The organism is Maricaulis maris (assembly GCF_036322705.1).
Lineage (GTDB): Bacteria > Pseudomonadota > Alphaproteobacteria > Caulobacterales > Maricaulaceae > Maricaulis > Maricaulis maris_B.
This window is the reverse complement of the sequence record NZ_AP027270.1, coordinates 1,491,272-1,505,099: the sequence shown is the minus strand read 5'-3', so window position 1 is coordinate 1,505,099 and position 13,828 is coordinate 1,491,272. Positions and strand designations below refer to the sequence as shown.

General features: G+C 63.5%; 17 protein-coding genes. 15 read left to right on the top strand and 2 right to left on the bottom strand.

Annotated elements, in window-relative coordinates; translation table 11 throughout:
* The first annotated feature begins 40 nt into the window (after positions 1 to 40).
* The 3 genes from AAA969_RS07060 (at position 41) to AAA969_RS07050 (ending at position 2,877) form a co-directional block, all read left to right on the top strand.
* The gene (locus tag AAA969_RS07060) at positions 41 to 694 is read left to right on the top strand and encodes a head GIN domain-containing protein (RefSeq protein ID WP_338245046.1); all 654 of its coding nucleotides are present in this window, start codon (positions 41 to 43) and stop codon (positions 692 to 694) included.
* A 132-nt stretch (positions 695 to 826) separates the two neighbouring features.
* The gene (gene rpmF, locus AAA969_RS07055) at positions 827 to 1,009 is read left to right on the top strand and encodes a 50S ribosomal protein L32 (protein ID WP_338245044.1); all 183 of its coding nucleotides are present in this window, start codon (positions 827 to 829) and stop codon (positions 1,007 to 1,009) included.
* 197 nt (positions 1,010 to 1,206) lie between these two features.
* Positions 1,207 to 2,877 (top strand): formate--tetrahydrofolate ligase, encoded by a 1,671-nt coding sequence (locus AAA969_RS07050; protein ID WP_338245042.1) that lies wholly within the window; start codon positions 1,207 to 1,209, stop codon positions 2,875 to 2,877.
* Here AAA969_RS07050 and AAA969_RS07045 read toward each other — a convergent pair.
* Entirely contained in the window at positions 2,874 to 3,176 is a 303-nt protein-coding gene (locus AAA969_RS07045) for a hypothetical protein (protein WP_338245040.1), read from the bottom strand. The genes AAA969_RS07050 and AAA969_RS07045 overlap by 4 nt on opposite strands.
* A gap of 332 nt (positions 3,177 to 3,508) precedes the next feature.
* On the opposite strand from AAA969_RS07045, the gene eno reads away from it, so the two are divergent.
* The 12 genes from eno to AAA969_RS06985 all read left to right on the top strand — a co-directional run bounded on the left by eno (position 3,509) and on the right by AAA969_RS06985 (position 13,102).
* Entirely contained in the window at positions 3,509 to 4,780 is a 1,272-nt protein-coding gene (eno, locus tag AAA969_RS07040; RefSeq protein ID WP_338245038.1) for a phosphopyruvate hydratase, read from the top strand.
* 22 nt (positions 4,781 to 4,802) lie between these two features.
* Positions 4,803 to 5,588, top strand: a complete 786-nt coding sequence (locus tag AAA969_RS07035) for a class I SAM-dependent methyltransferase (RefSeq protein ID WP_338245036.1) — start codon at positions 4,803 to 4,805, stop codon at positions 5,586 to 5,588.
* A gap of 184 nt (positions 5,589 to 5,772) precedes the next feature.
* Positions 5,773 to 6,078 (top strand): FtsB family cell division protein, encoded by a 306-nt coding sequence (locus tag AAA969_RS07030; RefSeq protein WP_338245034.1) that lies wholly within the window; start codon positions 5,773 to 5,775, stop codon positions 6,076 to 6,078.
* A gap of 134 nt (positions 6,079 to 6,212) precedes the next feature.
* Positions 6,213 to 7,253: a pyruvate dehydrogenase (acetyl-transferring) E1 component subunit alpha gene (gene pdhA / locus AAA969_RS07025; RefSeq protein ID WP_338245032.1), complete on the top strand. Its 1,041-nt coding sequence runs from the start codon at positions 6,213 to 6,215 to the stop codon at positions 7,251 to 7,253.
* Between the two features lie 2 nt (positions 7,254 to 7,255).
* Positions 7,256 to 7,645 (top strand): VOC family protein, encoded by a 390-nt coding sequence (locus AAA969_RS07020; RefSeq protein ID WP_047158637.1) that lies wholly within the window; start codon positions 7,256 to 7,258, stop codon positions 7,643 to 7,645.
* Positions 7,642 to 8,052, top strand: a complete 411-nt coding sequence (locus AAA969_RS07015; RefSeq protein WP_338245029.1) for a hypothetical protein — start codon at positions 7,642 to 7,644, stop codon at positions 8,050 to 8,052. The genes AAA969_RS07020 and AAA969_RS07015 overlap by 4 nt, the downstream gene beginning before the upstream one ends.
* Positions 8,053 to 8,092: 40 nt before the next feature.
* Entirely contained in the window at positions 8,093 to 9,529 is a 1,437-nt protein-coding gene (locus tag AAA969_RS07010) for a pyruvate dehydrogenase complex E1 component subunit beta (RefSeq protein WP_338245027.1), read from the top strand.
* 4 nt (positions 9,530 to 9,533) lie between these two features.
* Positions 9,534 to 9,875: a hypothetical protein gene (locus AAA969_RS07005; RefSeq protein WP_338245025.1), complete on the top strand. Its 342-nt coding sequence runs from the start codon at positions 9,534 to 9,536 to the stop codon at positions 9,873 to 9,875.
* 1 nt (position 9,876) lies between these two features.
* Positions 9,877 to 10,284 carry a GFA family protein gene (locus tag AAA969_RS07000; protein WP_338245023.1) on the top strand — a complete coding sequence of 136 codons (408 nt, stop codon included), beginning with the start codon at positions 9,877 to 9,879 and terminating at the stop codon, positions 10,282 to 10,284.
* Between the two features lies 1 nt (position 10,285).
* A complete protein-coding gene (locus AAA969_RS06995; protein ID WP_338245021.1) occupies positions 10,286 to 10,711 on the top strand; it encodes a hypothetical protein in 426 nt (141 codons plus the stop codon).
* Between the two features lie 11 nt (positions 10,712 to 10,722).
* Positions 10,723 to 12,063: a pyruvate dehydrogenase complex dihydrolipoamide acetyltransferase gene (locus AAA969_RS06990; RefSeq protein ID WP_338245019.1), complete on the top strand. Its 1,341-nt coding sequence runs from the start codon at positions 10,723 to 10,725 to the stop codon at positions 12,061 to 12,063.
* 256 nt (positions 12,064 to 12,319) lie between these two features.
* Positions 12,320 to 13,102, top strand: a complete 783-nt coding sequence (locus tag AAA969_RS06985; protein WP_338245018.1) for an acyl-CoA thioesterase — start codon at positions 12,320 to 12,322, stop codon at positions 13,100 to 13,102.
* Here the strand turns inward: AAA969_RS06985 and AAA969_RS06980 are convergent.
* Entirely contained in the window at positions 13,099 to 13,773 is a 675-nt protein-coding gene (locus AAA969_RS06980; RefSeq protein WP_338245016.1) for a 2OG-Fe(II) oxygenase, read from the bottom strand. The two genes, AAA969_RS06985 and AAA969_RS06980, sit on opposite strands and share 4 nt — an antisense overlap.
* Positions 13,774 to 13,828 lie beyond the last annotated feature (55 nt).

Genomic DNA, 13,828 nt, shown 5'->3' with positions numbered 1-13,828 from the left:
AAGGCCGTTATCCTATCGGCAGGGACACAGGAGATTTGACATGCGCGATCACCGCATCACCCAACTGGCCGGCGCCGCACTTGCCGCACTTGCGTTAACCGCACCGGGCTTCGCCCAGGACAGTGAGAGCCGCAACCTCACCGGATTCGACCGGATCGATGCCAATGGCGGCTTCGAACTCGTGATCGTGCAGGGCGACACCTTCTCCGTCGAGCTGGTCGGTGACGCCGATGATTTCGACAAGATCGAGACCGAAGTGGATGGACGCCGCCTGGAGATCGACCAGCACAGCGGTCTGTTCTCGCGTCGTCATGATCTCGATGTCGTGGTCCATGTCACCCTGCCGGAGATCAGCAAGCTGGCCTTCGGTCGCGGCATCAGCGCCGAAGCTCGGAACATTGACAGTGATGATCTGGAAATCGACTCGGCGACCGGCGCGTCGGTACGGCTGAGCGGCGTTTGCGGATCGCTCGAGATCGAAGCCTCGACGGGTACGTCGCTGCGGGCCGGCGAACTGGTCTGTGCGCGAATCGAGGTTGATGCCTCGACCGGAGCCTCGGTTGCTGCCCATGCCACCGACGCGGCGGATTCCTCTGCCAGCATGGGCGCGTCGATCCGGATCCTTGGCAATCCGCCGGTGCGCCATTCCAGAAGCGCCATGGGCGGATCGGTCAGCCATTCGAGCGGCGGCTGATCCATTTGGCCTTGCGGCCTGCATCAGGCCGTGCGTCATGCTTGCACCGCTCCGATTAAGCCTGTATACGGCGCGGCTCGAAAGGATAGCGAACGCTGTCCCGACCACTGATTCATAGCGCTGGAGAGGCTCATGGCCGTCCCTAAAAGAAAAACGACGCCGAGCAAACGCGGCATGCGCCGTTCTCACGACAAACTGTCGGCTCCCGTCTACATCGAAGACAAGGACAGCGGTGAGCTGCGCCGTCCGCACCATGTCGACCTGAAGTCGGGCATGTATCGCGGTCGCCAGATCCTCGAGCCGAAGGACGACTGAGTCGTTCCCGGCTGACCGGTCCGCCGGTCGACCCGCTGACAAGAAAACGCGCCAGGTCATTGCCCGGCGCGTTTTTCTTTGCCGGATAGCCGGGCTGCGTCTGGCCCCGGGACAAGCCTCGACAGTCCGACCCGGCGCGCCAGTTTCCACGGCCAAACAGGATCGTCGGCCTTAACGGCCAAACCACAGGAATTGCCATGACCAGCGATATCGAGATTGCCCGCGCCGCGACGCTCAAGTCGATGACCGAGATTGCCGCTAGGCTCGATATCCCGGATGAGGCGCTGATTCCCTATGGCCGCACCAAGGCCAAGCTGTCGGGTGAATTCATCGCATCCCTGGCCGACCGGCCGCGCGGCAAGCTGATCCTGGTCACCGCGATCAGCCCGACACCGGCGGGTGAAGGCAAGACCACCACCACGGTCGGGTTGGGCGACGGTCTGGCACGGATCGGCAAGAAGGTCGCGATCTGCCTGCGCGAGCCCTCGCTGGGTCCGTGCTTCGGCATGAAGGGCGGGGCGGCCGGCGGCGGTCTGGCGCAGGTTGTACCGATGGAGGATATCAACCTCCATTTCACGGGTGATTTCCACGCCATCACCTCGGCTCACAACCTGCTCGCCGCGCTGGTCGACAATCATGTCCAATGGGGCAATGAGCAGGGGCTCGACAGCCGCCGCATCGCCCTGCGCCGTGTGCTCGACATGAATGACCGCTCGCTGCGCAATATCGTCACCGGTCTGGGCGGAGCCGCTCACGGGACACCGCGCGAAGCCGGTTTTGATATCACGGTCGCCTCCGAGGTGATGGCGATTCTCTGCCTCGCCCGCGATCTCGACGATCTGGAGCAGCGCCTCGGCGCTATCGTGGTCGGTGAGCGCGCGGACCGATCCCTGGTCACGGCGCGTGATCTTGGCGCCCAGGGCGCGATGACGGTCCTCCTCAAGGACGCCTTCCAGCCCAATCTCGTGCAGACGCTGGAACACACGCCGACCTTCGTTCATGGCGGCCCCTTCGCCAATATCGCCCATGGCTGCAATACGCTGGTCGCCACCGACACGGCCCTGCGCCTGGCCGATTATGTGGTCACGGAGGCTGGCTTCGGGGCCGATCTGGGCGCCGAGAAATTCTTCGACATCAAGTGCCGCAAGGGCGGGCTGGAACCCTCAGCGGCGGTCCTGGTCGCCACGATCCGGGCGCTCAAGATGAATGGCGGGGTCCCGAAGGATCAGCTGGGCAGCGAGAATGTCGCCGCCGTCGAGGCGGGCTGCGCCAATCTGGGCCGGCATATCGACAATATGGGCCGGTTCGGTGTGCCGGTCGTCGTGGCGATCAATCATTTCACCGCCGATACCGAAGCCGAACGGTCTGCCGTCGAAGCCTTCTGCGAAGCGCGCGGCGTCAAGGCTGTGCTGGCGACGCATTGGGGTGAGGGTGGCAAGGGCGCGGAAAAGCTCGCCGAGGCCGTCAGCGCGCTTGTGGACGACGGCGCGAGCCGGTTTGCGCCGCTCTATGGCGATGATGTGCCGCTGGTCGAGAAGATCGAAACCGTGGCCCGCTCGATCTATGGCGCCGGCTCTGTCAGCTTCGAACCCGCCGCCCGCCGCCAACTCGACCAGTGGCAGGCCACCGGTTTCGGGCATCTGCCGGTCTGCATGGCCAAGACCCAGTATTCCTTCTCCGCCGACCCGGCCCTGATCGGGGCACCGGACGCATTCGACCTGCCGGTCCGCGAAGTGCGTCTGTCAGCCGGGGCCGGCTTCGTGGTCGCGGTCTGCGGTTCGATCATGACCATGCCCGGTCTGCCACGACATCCGGCGGCGCTGGATATCCATCTCAACAAGGCCGGTGAAGTGGAGGGGTTGTTCTAGGAGTCGACCGGGCCGGCATGGTGTCCGATCGCGCGATTGCTGCGGATCAGGGCATCGACGAAAAAGTGCGCGGCGACCAGGTTGAACGCTGTTACCAGCGACGCAATCTCGACGGGTTGCAGAAAGGCTGTGGCAATCCACGCGACGAAAGCGATCCAGAGCGTGATCAAGTGCTGGAAGCCGACCAGGAATCTCAGTTCGCGCCGGGCTTTGCGCTGGACATGGTCCCAGTGTTCGCGCTCGTAGCTCGAGACGCGTGAGAAGCCCAGATAGAGACCGCAGAAAACGAGATAGCCCAAGACGAGCTTTAACCTCTGTCCATCGCTGGTCGCGAACCACACGGTAATTGTGGCGCTGCTGGCGGTGCTCAGGAGAAACAACCCCAAACGAAGGGGTGAGACAGAAAAGACAGGCTTCACGCAAACGCTCTGGGTTGTCGGGTCGAAGTCCGGCAGTCTTCAGGCGAGTGGGGCAGGGGTCAAGCGCGGAGCAACTGGGTCCGTACCCCATTAACCGCACTTATTTCGGGTGTTCGCGTTAACAAGCCGGTTTGCCCGCACCCGCGGGCTTGCGTCCCGGCCAGCCTTGGTTATGAAGCGGCCAACGCGCCCTTATCTCGAAGAGAGACCCCATGACCGCCATTACCGACATCATCGCCCGCGAAATCCTCGACAGCCGGGGCAATCCGACCGTGGAAGTCGACGTGCTGCTGGAAGACGGCTCCTTTGGCCGCGCGGCAGTTCCGTCGGGTGCCTCGACCGGAGCGCACGAGGCGGTCGAGATGCGTGATGGCGGCGAGCGTTATGGCGGCAAGGGCGTGCTCAAGGCGTGCGACCTGGTTGAAGGCGAGATCTTTGAAGCCATCGCCGGCATGGATGCCGAGGACCAGCGCCGCATCGACGAGGCGATGATCGAGCTCGACGGTACGGCCAACAAGGCACGCCTCGGCGCCAACGCCATGCTCGGCGTGTCGCTGGCGACCGCCCATGCCGCCGCTGACGTCCAGGGCCTGCCGCTCTATCGCTATATCGGCGGCATGAATGCCCGTGTCCTGCCGACCCCGATGATGAATATCATCAATGGCGGCGCCCACGCCGACAATCCGATCGACTTCCAGGAATTCATGATCATGCCGGTCGGGCTTCCGACCTTCTCCGAAGCCCTGCGCTGCGGCGCCGAGGTCTTCCACGCGCTCAAATCGCGTCTGAAGGCCGATGGTCTCAACACCAATGTCGGCGATGAGGGCGGTTTCGCGCCGCACCTGACCTCGGCCGAGCAGGCGCTTGACGTGATCATGGATGCCATCGAAGCCGCCGGCTACAAGCCGGGCGAGGATGTCGCCCTGGCCCTCGATGTCGCCTCGACCGAATTCTACAAGAACGGCCAGTATGTGCTGGAAGGCGCTGGCGAGAGCCATGACGCCGGCGGTTTCGCGCAATACCTGGAAAAGCTGGTCGCCAAATATCCGATCGTGTCGATCGAGGACGGCATGGCCGAGGATGACTGGGATGGCTGGCGCGCCCTGACCGCGCGCCTGGACGGCAAATGCCAGCTGGTCGGTGATGACCTCTTTGTCACCAATCCGGAACGCCTTGCCCAAGGTATCGAAACCGGGGCAGCCAATGCCATCCTGGTGAAGGTCAACCAGATCGGCACGCTGTCGGAGACCCTCGACGCCGTCGACATGGCCCTGCGCTCGGGCTACGGCGCCGTGATGAGCCACCGCTCCGGCGAGACCGAGGACGCGACCATCGCCGACCTCGCCGTCGCCACCAATTGCGGACAGATCAAGACCGGCTCGCTGGCCCGCTCGGACCGCACTGCCAAGTACAACCAGCTGCTGCGCATAGAGAGCATGCTGGGCGAGACCGGCATGTTTGCCGGTGGCAGCGCCATCAGCTAGAGACGCAGTCAGCGGCGCCGGAATGGATATCCACCACCACAACGCGGCCTCCTGGAATGCCGAATCTGACAGCGGGGACAGCCCTTGGTGCCAGCCGGTCGGACCGGACGTCATCGCGGCCGCCCGGCGCGGCGAATGGTCCGTCATCCTGACACCCAACAAGGCGGTTCCGCCCGCGTGGTTTGGCGCAATTGAGGGCGCACGCGTGCTCTGCCTGGCCGGTTCCGGCGGCCAGCAGGCGCCGGTGCTTGCCGCTGCCGGGGCCGATGTGACCGTGCTGGATATCTCCTCAGCGCAATTGGCCAAGGACAGCTTCGTCGCTGATCGTGACGGACTTGAATTGACCGTCATCGAGGCCGACATGACACGATTGTCGGAGCATGTCAGCGGTGAGTTCGACCTCATCTTCCATCCGGCATCCAACCTCTTTATCGCCGAGCTTGGCCCGGTCTGGCGGCAGTGCGCCGACAGTCTCAAGCCGGGCGGACGCCTGCTCTCCGGCTTCGTCAATCCGGACTTCTGGCTGTTTGATCATGATGAGATCGAACGTGGTGGAGCCTTGCAGGTCCGCCACCGCTTGCCATTCGATGCCGCGCGGGATCTGCCAAAGCCTGTCGTCGAGGCCCGTATCGAGCGGCTTGAAGCCCTGGAATTCAGCCATAGTCTCGAGACCCAGATCGGCGGCCAGATCGAGGCGGGTCTGATGATCGCCGGATTCTACGAGGATGACTGGTCGGACGAAGCGACACCGCTCAATCGCTACATGCCGACGAGTTTCGCGACCCTCGCGCTGAAGCCCGCCCGGTAGCGAGCTTGTCTGCAGGATGGTGGCGGTGTCCGAAGCACGGCGTTTCCCGCTGCCGATCGCGCCGCAATTCCGGCCCTTGTATTACCGGTCCCTGAATCCCTGATTCATGCTTCTTAAAGCCTGACCGTGTTGAATCACCGCTATCGAACAGGCTGCAAAAGCCGGTGATGCAGGGTGTGTGGCATTGGACGCGATCAAGCGTATTCTTCCCAGTCTTTTTCTCGCAGGCGCGATTGCCTATTTCGGCTATCACGCGCTGACGGGCGAGCAGGGTGTGCTCAACTGGATTGTGGTGAAGACCGAGATCAGCGAAGCCGAGGCCGAGCTGGCCATGGCCCAGGCCGAGCGCCGGGCGCTTGAGGTCACCGCGTCCCGCCTGCGCTCCGACAGCCTCGACCTCGATTATGTCGAGGAGCGTGCCCGCGACATCCTCAACGTCGCCCACCCGCGCGAATTCATCGTCGAGATCGAGCCGGAAGACCGCCGTTAGCCCATTCGGCCGGGTTTCAGACTTTCCCCATCTGAGTGTATTTCCGCTTCGCGCTTGCCCGTGCGGTGCACCATCTGCTATGCGGCAATGAGTGTCAGATGGGAGCGCGAACAGTTTATTTCGCGTGCGAATTAATGGCTAGCAAGCGCACAAGCAAGACGACCGCCTCGAAATCCGCCGCCAAGTCGACGACGACGGTGGCCCCCGGCACGGCCGGGAAAGACGAGCTGCTTCAGTATTATCGCGAGATGCTGATGATGCGCCGTTTCGAGGAGAAGGCGGGCCAGCTTTACGGCATGGGCCTGATCGCCGGCTTCTGTCACCTCTATATCGGCCAGGAGGCTGTGGTCACCGGGATCCAGGCGGCACTCGAGGAAGGCGACCAGGTGATCACCGGCTATCGCGACCACGCGCACATGCTGGCCTGCGGCATGGACCCCAAGGGCGTCATGGCCGAGCTGACCGGCCGCGAGGGCGGCTATTCGCGCGGCAAGGGCGGCTCGATGCACATGTTCAGCCGCGAGAAGAATTTCTATGGCGGTCACGGCATTGTCGGCGCCCAGGTCGCGCTCGGCACCGGTCTCGGCTTCGCCGACTGGTACAAGGGAAATGGCAAGATCTCGGTCGCCTATTTCGGCGATGGCGCGGCCAATCAGGGCCAGGTCTATGAGAGCTTCAACATGGCCAAGCTCTGGAACCTTCCGGTCGTCTATGTGATCGAGAACAATCAGTACGCCATGGGCACCTCGGTCAAGCGCGCGTCGTCGGAGACCCATCTGCACAAGCGCGGCGCTTCTTTCGGTATCCCCGGTGAGGCCGTCGACGGCATGGACGTCGAGGCCGTCAAGCGCGCCGCCGAGAAGGCCGTCAAGCATGCCCGCGACGGCAATGGCCCCTTCATCCTCGAGATGAACACCTATCGCTATCGCGGCCATTCCATGTCCGACCCGGCGAAATACCGCACCCGCGAGGAAGTCGACGACATCCGCTCGCACCACGACCCGATCGACCTCATCAAGAAGCGCCTCATCGAGGGCAAGCAGGTCACAGAGGACGAGCTCAAGGCGATCGACAAGGACGTCAAGGCTATCGTCAACGAGGCCGCCCAGTTCGCCAAGGACAGCCCCGAACCGGATCCGTCGGAGCTCTATACCGACGTGCTGGTGGAGGTCTGATCATGACCGCGCGGCTCGCCAATTTCGAAATCCATGCGTCCGACCCCGACGTTTCGGTTGCCTTCTATACAGCGGCCCTGGGTTGGACGTTCAAGCCGATGACCTTCGGTGAGGTGCGTTACTGGCAAATCGTGACCTCCGACGGGATGCCATCCGGTCGCCTGATCAAACGTCATGGTGATGGCCCGCAAGCGGGCGCTGCCGTGATGGGTGCGGTGATCACGGCGCTGGTCGATGATATCGATGCGGCCTGCGCCAACACCTCCGAAGCTGGTGGCGTGCCGGCGATGGAAAAATTTCCTATCCCGGGTGAGGGCTGGCAGGCCTATTTTCTCGACCCGGATCACAATGTGTTCGGCCTCTTCCAGGCGGACCCGGGAGCCGGCTCATGACCCCGCAGGTTCGCCACTTCCTCGACAACTGGCACCAGGCCGTGCGTGAGCGCGACGCCGAGCGCCTGTCCTCGATCATTGCCGAGGGCTGCGAGCTGCATTCGCCGGTCGTGTGGAAACCGTCGGCGGACAAGCATTACCTGCTGCACATCCTGATGGGCGTGATCACGGTCGTGGAAGGCTTCGATTATCGCCAGGAATGGGTCGACGGGAATGATCTCATGCTCGAATTCACCGGCACGGTGGAGGGCAAGGGCCTCGTCGGGATCGACAAGATCTCACTCAATGATGCCGGCCAGATGGTGCGTATCGAGGTTCTGATCCGTCCCATGAACACGCTGATGGAATTCGCCGGAAAGATGCGCGAGCACGCGCTGCGTTACAAACCCGAAGCGGCCAATGGCTGATTTCGGCGTCTGCAAGATTTGACACAGGACAGGTAGAGCCATGTCGATTGAAATCCTGATGCCGGCCCTTTCTCCCACGATGGAAGAGGGCACGCTCGCCAAATGGAATATCAAGGAAGGCGACACCGTCGAGAGCGGTGACGTGATTGCCGAGATCGAGACCGACAAGGCGACGATGGAAGTCGAGGCGGTCGAGGAGGGGGTCGTCGCGAAGATCCTGGTGGCGGCCGGTACCGAGAATGTGAAGGTCAACGCACCGATCGCCATTCTCGCCGAAGAGGGCGAGGACGCCGATTCGATCGGGACCTCGAGCGGCAACTCTAAGCCCGAGGACAAGGGCGCCGACGCGTCAGGCGAAGACGCCGACGAGGATACAGGTGACCAGGCCAGGGATGAGGCCGACACGAAGTCGGCGGCCTCCGATGGCGAGCCGGTGGTGATCGACTACAGCGCGCCGGACGCCTCCGACCCCGCCATCCCTTCCGGCACCAAGATGGTCTCCACCACGGTCCGTGATGCGCTTCGCGACGCGATGGCCGAGGAGATGCGCCGCGACGACACCGTCTTCGTGATGGGTGAGGAAGTCGCCGAATATCAGGGCGCCTACAAGGTGACGCGTGGCCTTCTGGACGAGTTCGGACCCAAGCGCGTGGTCGACACCCCGATCACCGAGCACGGCTTTGCCGGTCTGGGTGTCGGTGCCGCCTTCAACGGGCTGCGTCCGGTCGTGGAATTCATGACCTTCAACTTCGCCATGCAGGCGATCGACCACATCATCAACTCGGCCGCCAAGACGCTCTACATGTCCGGCGGCCAGATGGGCTGCCCGATCGTCTTCCGCGGCCCCAATGGCGCCGCCAGCCGCGTCGGCGCCCAGCACAGCCACGACTATTCCTCCTGGTATGCCAATGTGCCGGGCCTCAAGGTCGTGGCGCCCTATGACGCGGCGGACGCAAAAGGCCTCCTGAAAGCCGCCATCCGTGACCCGAACCCGGTCGTGTTCCTCGAGCACGAGCTCATTTATGGCGAGAGCTTTGACGTGCCGGACGTGGAGGACTGGGTCCTGCCGATCGGCAAGGCCAAGGTCCGCCGGACCGGGACCGACGTCACCATCACGGCGCACAGCCGCATGGTCGGCTATGCCCTCAAGGCTGCCGAAATCCTCGCCGAGGACGGTATCTCCGCCGAGGTGATCGACCTGCGCTCGCTGCGCCCGCTCGACACCGACACGATTGTGGAGTCGGTGAAGAAGACCAACCGCATCGTCTGCGCCGAAGAGGGCTGGGGCCGGATGGGTGTCGGCGCGGAGATCGCTGCCGTTGTCACTGCCGAGGCCTTCGACTATCTCGACGCCCCGCCCGCCCGCGTCCACCAGGAAGACGTCCCGCTGCCCTATGCCGGCAATCTGGAAAAGCTCTCCCTGCCGGGCGTTGAGGATATCGTGAAGGCGGCGAAGGCTGTCTGCTACGCGGAGTAGGGTGATGTTTGCCCGCGACCTCTTTCCCGGCGAGTTCAATGCGGTGCTCAGCGGGCTTCTTCGCAAGCTCGTGGGGTATGCAGCATTGGACGAGAAGGCCTTTCGCCTTCTGACGGGGGTCGCGCCCAAGCAAGCCGAGGACATCGCAACGCGCTATCCGGACGTCGATCTTGCGGACTACGAAACCCGCAGTTTCGTATGGGGTGTCTTGGGGGCTTTGGCCGCGTTCTATCCAACGCGTGTGGATACCCAAATTGAGGGCAACGCCCTGGCAGGCGTGCAGGACCAGTTCCGTGCAGGCTTGGCGAGACTTGATCCCGCTTGGGCAAAGGACGGAGGGCTCTAGAATGACCAACTCCCCCACAAAATCCTGGCGTCACGGTGAGTGCCATTGCGGCGAGGTTGGTTTTGCCGTGAACCTGCCAGACCAGGTTGTCGCCCTGTCGTGCAATTGCTCGATCTGTTCCAAGACCGGTTTCATCCATCTCATTGTCGAGAAGAATGATTTTCGGATCGAACGGGGTGCGGAGAGCCTGACGACCTATACGTTTGGCTCGCACATCGCCAAACACATGTTCTGCTCGAAATGCGGTGTGAAGAGCTTCTATGTGCCGCGTTCCCATCCCGACGGCTGGTCGGTCAATCTGCGCGCGCTCGACGCCGACGCGGGCCTCCAGCTGCGCTTCGAGGAATTCGATGGTGCGAACTGGGAAGACAATATCGACCAGATTTCGGACCCGAAAGGTGCGGCCTGAGATGAATGAGGCCGACGTCATCGAGCAGATGGTGGAATACCAGAACATCCTTCTGCTGGGTGTGCAGGTCTTCTTTACCGTGATCTCGGCCTATGTCGTCGCCATCTGGGTTTTCCTGCGCCATGCCGGCGCCGGGCTGCGGATCTTTTCCTTCTTCTTTCTGAGCCTTGTGCTCGCCTTTCTTGGCCGGATCGCGCTGGGTTCGGCCCAGGTGCATGACGGCTTCATCGCCACTCTGGCCGAGATCGATCGCACGACCGGGCTCTCTCCCACAGGACTGGCCGCGCTGAACAATTCCGAGACGGGGCTCGACGCCTTGATCCAGCAATCGCTCTCGGGCGGGCTGGCAATCGTCTATATCGCCCTGTTTTTCCTGACCTTCTTTGCCCGTTCGACCCTCAGGTCGCGCGCGAACGGGCCTGCTTGACGGAGCTTCCAATGTCCATCGAAATCCTGATGCCCGCCCTGTCACCCACCATGGAAGAGGGCACGCTGGCCAAATGGCATGTCAAGGAAGGCGATACCGTCGAGAGCGGGATGGTCCTGGCCGAGATCGAGACCGACAAGGCGACGATGGAAGTCGAAGCCGTCGATGAAGGCGTGATCGGCAAGATCCTGGTCGCCGATGGCACCGAAGCCGTGAAAGTCAATGCGGTGATCGCCATCCTGCTGGAGGAGGGCGAGGACGAGAGCGCGCTTTCTGCCGCCGCCGACGGTGCGGGGAGTGGTTCCGCCAAAGGCGAAGACTCCAAGAAAAGTGAGGAGGGTGACGCCGCCAAACCGAAGTCTGCCGATCCGGCTCCCTCTGCCGGCAAGGCCGGCACCGCACCCGCGAGCGGGGGCGAAACGGATAGTGGCGACCGCATCAAGGCCAGCCCGCTCGCCAGGCGGATCGCGGCTGACAAGGGGCTGGACCTGAAATCCATCGACGGATCAGGGCCCTATGGCCGGATCGTCAAGCGCGATGTCGAGAAGGCCCAGCCGGCCTCCCAGGCCTCGTCGTCCGCCACGCAGACCACCAGCGACGCTCCGGCCGCCAAGCCGGTCGACATGGACGATCCGCTCGCCGCCTACGGCATCGCCCGCGACCGCTATGAGCTGGAAAAGGCCGACGGGATCACCAAGATTTCCGCCAAGCGCCTGTCCGAAAGCTTCCGCGACATCCCGCATTTCCCGCTCACCGTGGATTGCCGCATCGACGCGCTGATGGACTTCCGCAAGCGCGTGAATGCCGCCGCCGAGAAGGATGGCGACAAGGTCTCGGTCAATGACATCCTGATCAAGGCGTGTGGCCTGGCGCTGAAGAAGGTCCCGGCGGCCAATTCGTCCTGGATCGAGGGCGGCATGATTGCCCGCCACAAGCATGCCGATGTCTCCATGGCTGTCGCCATCGAGGGCGGGCTGATCACGCCGATCATCACCGATGCCGACCGCAAGGGCCTGGTGCAGATTTCCCGCGAGTCGAAAGACCTCGCGACACGGGCCCGGGACCGCAAGCTCAAGCCGGAAGAGTTCCAGGGCGGAACCTTCTCCCTGTCCAATCTGGGCATGTTCGGCATCGACAGCTTCGCCTCCATCATCAATCCGCCCCAGGGCATGATCATGTCGATCGGCGCCGGCGAGCAGCGGACGGTCGTCAAGGACGGCGCACTGGCCATCGCCACAGTGATGACCGTGACGCTGACCTGCGACCACCGTGTGGTCGACGGCGCCACCGGCGCCAAATGGCTGCAGGCGTTCAAGACCTATGTCGAAGATCCGATGACGATGCTGATGTAGGCTGGGAGCAGACCGGATACAGCCGATCGCGAGCCGTCGGTAAGAGAACGGCGCGCTGCGCGGGTGTGGACATTGATCTCTTGTCAGCCAGCAGGCCTCAGCGTGTTTCTTCAGTCAAGGGCGCCGAAGGCGCCGCTCTGCGGGCATGCCCCTTGACTGAAAAAACACGCTGAGGCTCCGTCTCGGCAAGCGATCAATGAGTGGACGTGCGCAAGCGCCGGCCCCTTGCGATCACCGATAGAGTGAGCCCATCCCCATGACCCAGCCCCGCCATCTCGCAGAGATCCGGCACACCGATCTCGTCTTCCCGCACCAGACCAATCACCAGGGCAGCTATTTCGGCGGCGCGGCGATGGCCGAGATGGACAAGCTGGCCTTCCTGATCGCGGCCCGCCATGCGCGTCGGCCCTTCGTGACCGCCTCCTGTGACAAGCTCGATTTCGTCGCACCCGCCCATGTTGGGGATCTGGTCGAGCTGACCGGTCAGGTGCGCATGGTCGGCCGGACCTCGATGATCGTTGATGTCGAACTGGCGGCGGAAAATCTCATCACCGGCACCCGCCATGTCTGCACGCGCGGGGCCTTCACCATGGTTGCGGCCGATCGCAAGACCAATCCCGACCGGCTGCCGCCATCGCCCGACGCCAAACCGGAGTTTGCCGCCAGCCCTCCGGGCTATGCCCGCACGCTTCAGCTGGTTTTCCCCGGTGACACCAATCATCTCGGCCAGCTGTTTGGCGGCAATGCCATGTCACTGATGGGCAAGGCCGCCTATATCGCCGCTTCGCGCCATACGCGCTGCGATGTCGGCATGGCCGCGTCGGACAAGATCGACTTCATTGCGCCAACCCGTGAGGGTGAATTGCTCGACGTAATCGCCGACGTGCAGTCGGTCGGGCGCACCTCGATGAGCGTCAAGGTGCTCGCCGAGGCCGAGGACCTGATGAGCGGCGAGCGACGCAAGGTCGGTGAGGCGGATTATGTCATGGTGGCGCTGGACAGCGCCGGGAAGCCAACGCCCGCCAATCCGCTCGACTAGGGCGCGATCGGCAGGGCGCGGGTCTGCAGGGCCGGTGCCAGGCCGCGATCATTGCAGCGGTGCCAGCCGGCGATCGAGAAGCGCTCGCGATGCGAGACGGTGACCTCGTGCGGGATTTCCTCGGACAGGAAGACGGCCAGCGTGCCGAATTCGGGGCGCAATTCGGTCAGCACGCTGTCGTCCGGGCCATAGATGCGCAAATGGCCGCCATCGCCCTCGCGCCAGTCCGGATTGAGATAGAGCACGGTTGACAGGACCCGGTTGCGGGCGCCGCGGAAGCTGTCGACATGGCGCTTGTAGAAGGCGCCGGCCTCATAGACGGCGTAGTGCGCCTCGAAGGCGAACAGGCCCAGCATGAGCCGCGCATTGATGTCGCGGCGCAGGGTCTCGGCGAAGGCCAGATAGGCTGTCTGGGCCGGCGTCGATCCATCGAGCCATTTCGTCTTGTCGCGCCGGATCCGAGCGATCAGTTCATGATCCTCGGCGCGGCCGATCCCGGCCGGTGTCAACGCCTCGTCCTGCCATAGTTCGGTCGCCTCGTGCCGGAGCGCCGTCAGCATCTCCGTGTCGACCAGACGCATGGCCGCAAATCCGGGACCGGCGAGGGCGTCGCACAGCGGGTCGATATCGAAGGCAGGCAGGCCGGTCAGGCCTGAGGGCAATAGGCTCACGCGGGACGATCCATCCGGTCAGGAAGCGCGCTGTTAGGCTGGCGACCGCCCCGGG

Excerpts from the sequence above, each read along its gene's own strand:
- AAA969_RS07005 (WP_338245025.1), top strand. The coding sequence starts at position 9,534 with ATGTTTGCCCGCGACCTCTTTCCCGGCGAGTTCAATGCGGTGCTCAGC.
- AAA969_RS06995 (WP_338245021.1), top strand. The coding sequence starts at position 10,286 with ATGAATGAGGCCGACGTCATCGAGCAGATGGTGGAATACCAGAACATC.
- rpmF (WP_338245044.1), top strand. The coding sequence starts at position 827 with ATGGCCGTCCCTAAAAGAAAAACGACGCCGAGCAAACGCGGCATGCGC.
- eno (WP_338245038.1), top strand. The coding sequence starts at position 3,509 with ATGACCGCCATTACCGACATCATCGCCCGCGAAATCCTCGACAGCCGG.
- AAA969_RS07035 (WP_338245036.1), top strand. The coding sequence starts at position 4,803 with ATGGATATCCACCACCACAACGCGGCCTCCTGGAATGCCGAATCTGAC.
- AAA969_RS07060 (WP_338245046.1), top strand. The coding sequence starts at position 41 with ATGCGCGATCACCGCATCACCCAACTGGCCGGCGCCGCACTTGCCGCA.
- AAA969_RS06985 (WP_338245018.1), top strand. The coding sequence starts at position 12,320 with ATGACCCAGCCCCGCCATCTCGCAGAGATCCGGCACACCGATCTCGTC.
- AAA969_RS07015 (WP_338245029.1), top strand. The coding sequence starts at position 7,642 with ATGACCCCGCAGGTTCGCCACTTCCTCGACAACTGGCACCAGGCCGTG.
- AAA969_RS07000 (WP_338245023.1), top strand. The coding sequence starts at position 9,877 with ATGACCAACTCCCCCACAAAATCCTGGCGTCACGGTGAGTGCCATTGC.
- AAA969_RS07050 (WP_338245042.1), top strand. The coding sequence starts at position 1,207 with ATGACCAGCGATATCGAGATTGCCCGCGCCGCGACGCTCAAGTCGATG.
- AAA969_RS07010 (WP_338245027.1), top strand. The coding sequence starts at position 8,093 with ATGTCGATTGAAATCCTGATGCCGGCCCTTTCTCCCACGATGGAAGAG.
- pdhA (WP_338245032.1), top strand. The coding sequence starts at position 6,213 with ATGGCTAGCAAGCGCACAAGCAAGACGACCGCCTCGAAATCCGCCGCC.
- AAA969_RS06990 (WP_338245019.1), top strand. The coding sequence starts at position 10,723 with ATGTCCATCGAAATCCTGATGCCCGCCCTGTCACCCACCATGGAAGAG.
- AAA969_RS07020 (WP_047158637.1), top strand. The coding sequence starts at position 7,256 with ATGACCGCGCGGCTCGCCAATTTCGAAATCCATGCGTCCGACCCCGAC.